Here is a 4837-nt window from a genome sequence, read left to right as displayed (position 1 = left end):
AAGCGTTTGAAACTTAAAAAAGGCAAATGCTTAAATTGCAAAGTGCCTATTTTAGGGCATATCTGCGTTTTTGTATTGAAAAGTAAAGTTTTCATTACCATTTTTTCGAGCCTTAAAAACTGAATTACCCAAAAATATTTTAAAAATATTTTTAGCATTTTTACTAAAGAAATAGCGTAATACCAGGTCTTTTAAAGACATCGTCAAGTCGCCTATAACCACCATCCCCTATTTTTTACAATCCAAAGCATTTCAATAAAATCCAAAAGCAACCAGCTCATCATGTTTTACTTTTAACTACTTCACAGTAAAATCTCGAATTTCTTAAATTGCTACTCACTAAAGCGTTAAATTTAGCGAAATTTACTCGCGCGGACTTAAATTTGATCTCCAAATTTGACCCCGAGTTTTTTAGATAGATCAAATTTAATTTGGCGCCAATTTCCACCCAAACCAACCTCAAAATTTAAGCTTATTTTTTATACAATCGCCCCTAAATCCAAAAAGCGGAATTTAAGATGAAATTTATCCCCAAAACCTTGCCTTTCGTAGAATTTATCGCGCTTATGGCGCTTCTAACCTCGCTTGGAGCTATGAGCACCGACGCGATGTTGCCCGCACTCATGCAGATCGGCCTAGATCTTGGCGTGACGCAGATAAATCAAACCCAGCTCGTCATCTCCTCGATGTTTGCGGGCTTTGCCGTAGGACAGATATTTTACGGACCGCTTAGCGACTTTATCGGGCGACGAAACGCTGTGCTGCTCGCGCTTGCGATATTTACGGCAAGCTCATTTATTTCGGTCGTCACGAGCGATTTTACTGCGCTTTTGGCGAGCAGATTTTTCCAGGGACTAGGCGCTGCGGGCCCTAGGATCATCGCGATGGCGCTTATCCGCGATCTTTACGAGGGACGCGCGATGGCTCGCGTGATGAGCTTTATCGCGGCAGTTTTTATCATCGTGCCGGCACTTGCTCCGATCATTGGCGGTTTTATCTTTAAAATTTATAATTGGCGCAGCATATTTTTGATGCTTACTTTTATGGGGTTTGCGTGCCTAGCGTGGTTTGGACTGCGTCAGAGCGAGACTCTGCCTGAGCAAAACCGCAATAAATTTAGCCTAAATTTGATAAAAAGCGAAGCCGCGCAGGTAGTGAAAAACAGACGTACCGCAGGCTACACGATCGTTTTGGGGCTGATTTTTGGGATGTTTTTGAGCTATATCAGCACCGCTCAGCAGATTTTTGAGGTGAGTTACAAGCTAGGCGACGAGTTTCCTATCTATTTTGCGATAAACGCCCTAGCTCTGGGCGCCGCGTCGATGATAAACGCAAAGCTCGTGATGATCTACGGCATGCGCTACCTTAGCATGCGCGCTATGGGAGCGTTTTGCGTTATCGCGGTCGCGTTTTTGCCCGTCGTCGTCGCGTATGATGGAGTGCCGCCGCTGTGGGTTTTTATGGCGTTTTGCATGAGTAGCTTTTTTTGCGTAAGCATACTTTTTGGCAACCTAAACGCGATGGCGATGGAGCCTATGGGCAAGATCGCGGGCATGGCGGCTGCGCTGATCGGCTCGGTTTCTACATTTATCTCGCTTCCTATCGGAGTCGCGATCGGGCAGCTATTTGAGGGCACGCTACTGCCGATGGTTACGAGCTTTGCGGTTATCGGTGCGGCGGCGTTTGCGCTACTTTACAAGACTTCAAAGATTTCTGATGAGTAAAAAACTAGCCGAGTTTTATCAAATTTGAGCGGCAAATTTGACTACGTTTTTGTTTATCGCGCCGTCCGCAAAAGCGCCTTATAAAGCAAATTTACGCTACTATTTCGCAAATTTAAAGGCAAAATATGAAACCAAAATACAACTTTTTCAAAAACTCCAAATTCGCATTCGAGGGGCTTGCCGCGATGCTAAAAAACGAGGCGGCGTTTCGCACTGAGCTTTGTGTTATCGTTCCGCTCGCGCTAGTTTCGCTGTTTTTACCCGTTTCTGCCGCACAGCACGCGCTGCTGATCGCCGTTTTTGGCCTCATTTTGATCTGCGAGTGCCTAAATACCGCGATCGAAGCGGTAGTAGATCTCGTTTCGCCCGGCTTTCATCCGCTAGCTAAAATCGCCAAAGACTGCGCCTCCGCCGCCGTTTGCCTCTCTATCGGTACGGCTGCGATAACTTGGGCGTGGACGCTGTTTGCGCTGGCATTTTAGCGAGTAAAATTCACCCAAAGTGGCTACTAAATTTACGCCCACAAGCTAAATTTAGAAACTCAAATTTGATATTTGGCGTCAAATTTGAGCTCAAATTTTACCGTTAAAGACTAAAGCTTTAAGCTTTTTTTGGATAAAGTTCCACTCTTATTATCAATATTAGGAAGGCTATGAAGCTACGTATTTCTTGGTTTAAATTTACGATTTTAAACGCCATTTTTATCGCCGCGCTAAATTTCGGGCTGTTTAATTTTATTTATTCAAGGCTTAGCTTTGAAGCTCATCCGCTGACGGCCGCAAGCCTGCCGGTTATATATTTTTCGCTGCTTTGCGCGCTGTTTTCGCTCGTTTTTTTGCCCTATCTAGCTAAGCCGGTTAGTATCGCTGCGATCGGAGTTACGTGCGCTAGTAGCTACTTCATGCAAAGCTACGGTATCATAATCGATAGCGAAATGATAAGAAACGTCGCGCAAACGGACGCGAGCGAGGTGCTAAGCTTTTTAAATCCAAAACTCGTTTGCTATATGCTATTTTTGGGCGTTTTGCCCTGCCTTTTGGTCGCATTTGCGAGGATCGAGTACGGCGGCGCAAGGCGGCATCTAAAGGTCAAATTTGCCGCATTTTTCGGATTTTTAGCTCTCGCGGCGGCTCTGTTTTTACCGCAGACCAAGTCCATCATTCCGTTTTTTCGCGAAAATAGCTTCATCAGAGCCTACAACCTGCCGTTTTATCCGATATATTCGGCTCAAAAGTACGTAAAACTCGAGTTTTTCAAGCCCGAATTTAAACAAATCGGCACGGACGCGACGATGAGGCCAAGCGATGAGCGGCGACTGATGGTGCTGATCGTTGGCGAAACGGCCCGCGCAAAAAACTATTCGCTCGGCGGATACGCCAAAAACGATACGAATTTTTACACGAAAAATGAGCCAAATTTGGTCTATTTCGGCGACGCTCGCTCGTGCGGAACTGCGACAGCCGTCTCGCTGCCGTGCCTGTTTTCAAAGTCCACGAGAAAAGAATACAGCAGCAAAGAATTTAGCGAAAACGCGCTTGATATCCTAAAACGCGTCGGCGTCAAGGTCGTGTGGCTGGGCAACAACTCGGGCAAGTGCAAGGGCGTTTGCGACCGCTTGGACGCCGGCGACGTCGAGTATTTTGACGCCGGATATGATACGAATATGCTGCCCTCCTTCAAAAAACGCCTCGAAAATCTCGCGCAAAACGAGATAATCGTCCTACACCTGCAAGGCTCGCACGGACCGGCCTACTACGCGCGCTATCCGAGCGAATTTCGCAAATTTACCCCGACTTGCGACACGAGCGAGCTTAGCTCCTGCGATAGCGATAGTATCGTAAACACATACGACAACACGCTGCTTTTTACGGATTTTTTTATTGACGAGGTCATCAAGGCGGTCAAGGACGCGGGCGGCGATAAAAGCGCGGTTTGGTACTTCTCCGATCACGGCGAGAGCCTGGGCGAAAACGGCATCTACCTGCACGGCATGCCCTACGCCATCGCACCCGAGACGCAAAAACACATCCCGATGATGGCGTATGCAAGCGACGAAGCGACTCTAGCTCGTCTACGCGCGCAAAAAGACGAAGCCGTCTCGCACGATAATGTTTTTAGCTCGTTGCTCGGGTTTTTTGGGGTGGAGACAAGAGAATACGATAAAAAACTTGATATATTCGGCGAGTAAATTTTGCTTTTTGGCGGCTCGTCTCTTGCGCGCCTTTAAATGAGCTAGAAATTTCCTCCCTCGATGAACTGCATGTTCTATCTTCGGTCGAAAATTTCTTCGCAACATTTAAATTCATCGCAAGATACTTTGCCTTGATTCTTTACACTCAAATTTTAAGTCAAATTTGCAAATTTGAATGTAAATTTTACTCACCGAAACCCGCCCTTGAAAACGTAATTTTAAAAGAACAGATTTCGGTGACTCAAATTTGAATAGAAAAAGTCAAGGCGAAGTATCGCGAGATGATTTTTCGAGTTTTGAAGCAAAATTGAGCGTGCGCTAGGCATATAGCCTACGGAGCGAAAATTTTGCGAAATCTCGGAAAAGCGCTCGCGAGACAAGCCGCAAATAGCAAAGATCAATCTCTTTGCCAGATTATTTTCCTCCCAAACCCCAACGCATTATGCGTAAATTTAACCCAGCCTAGGCTCAAAGCATAAAGGCTCGGGTTCATCGCCAAAGCGTAAGGAAAGCGCGCGAAGTAGATTTTGCTTTGCTGCGCGGTCGCGGGAGCGGCCAGAGCGCGAAACTGCACGCCCTCTATCTTGCCCACCACCTTCGTATCAAGCGCGACGGTGCCGGCTACGCCAGGCTCAGCCAAAAACGCCCTCACGTGAGCGCTCTGCTCTCCGCCAGCTACGACAAAAGCTAAATTTTCCTCGTCAAAGGCATAAAAGCAGCTCGCACAGTATGGCTTGCCGTCATCTAAAACCGCAAGGCTAAGTAGGTGCATCTTGCGGATAAATTTTAAAATTTTCTCATCCATTTCGTCCGCCTTAAGCGCTAAAAATTTGAGCTAAATTTGCCGAAACCCAGCTAAAATTTAGTGCCAAAAAGCAAGCTAAAACTAGCCAAAAAGCAAAGATAAAAAGCTCTATTTTGA

General features: G+C 46.2%; 4 protein-coding genes. 3 read left to right on the top strand and 1 reads right to left on the bottom strand.

The genetic code is table 11. The annotated features are described in order from the left end of the window. Positions 1 to 518: 518 nt before the first annotated feature. From Q0314_RS08175 to Q0314_RS08165, 3 genes are all read left to right on the top strand, one after another. Positions 519 to 1724 (top strand): multidrug effflux MFS transporter, encoded by a 1206-nt coding sequence (locus Q0314_RS08175; protein ID WP_298058141.1) that lies wholly within the window; start codon positions 519 to 521, stop codon positions 1722 to 1724. Between the two features lie 125 nt (positions 1725 to 1849). Further along, on the top strand, positions 1850 to 2206 hold the full coding sequence (locus tag Q0314_RS08170; RefSeq protein ID WP_298058139.1) for a diacylglycerol kinase: 357 nt from the start codon (positions 1850 to 1852) through the stop codon (positions 2204 to 2206). A 170-nt stretch (positions 2207 to 2376) separates the two neighbouring features. Further along, entirely contained in the window at positions 2377 to 3912 is a 1536-nt protein-coding gene (locus Q0314_RS08165; protein ID WP_298058137.1) for a phosphoethanolamine--lipid A transferase, read from the top strand. A 400-nt stretch (positions 3913 to 4312) separates the two neighbouring features. On the opposite strand, the gene Q0314_RS08160 is transcribed toward Q0314_RS08165, so the two are convergent. Next, the gene (locus tag Q0314_RS08160; RefSeq protein WP_298058136.1) at positions 4313 to 4720 is read right to left on the bottom strand and encodes a pyridoxamine 5'-phosphate oxidase family protein; all 408 of its coding nucleotides are present in this window, start codon (positions 4718 to 4720) and stop codon (positions 4313 to 4315) included. Between the last annotated feature and the right edge of the window lie 117 nt (positions 4721 to 4837).

It is taken from the genome of uncultured Campylobacter sp. (assembly GCF_938040115.1).
In the GTDB taxonomy this organism is placed as follows: domain Bacteria; phylum Campylobacterota; class Campylobacteria; order Campylobacterales; family Campylobacteraceae; genus Campylobacter_A.
Note: the sequence above shows the minus strand (reverse complement) of the source record. Positions and strands in the feature narration are given on the sequence as shown.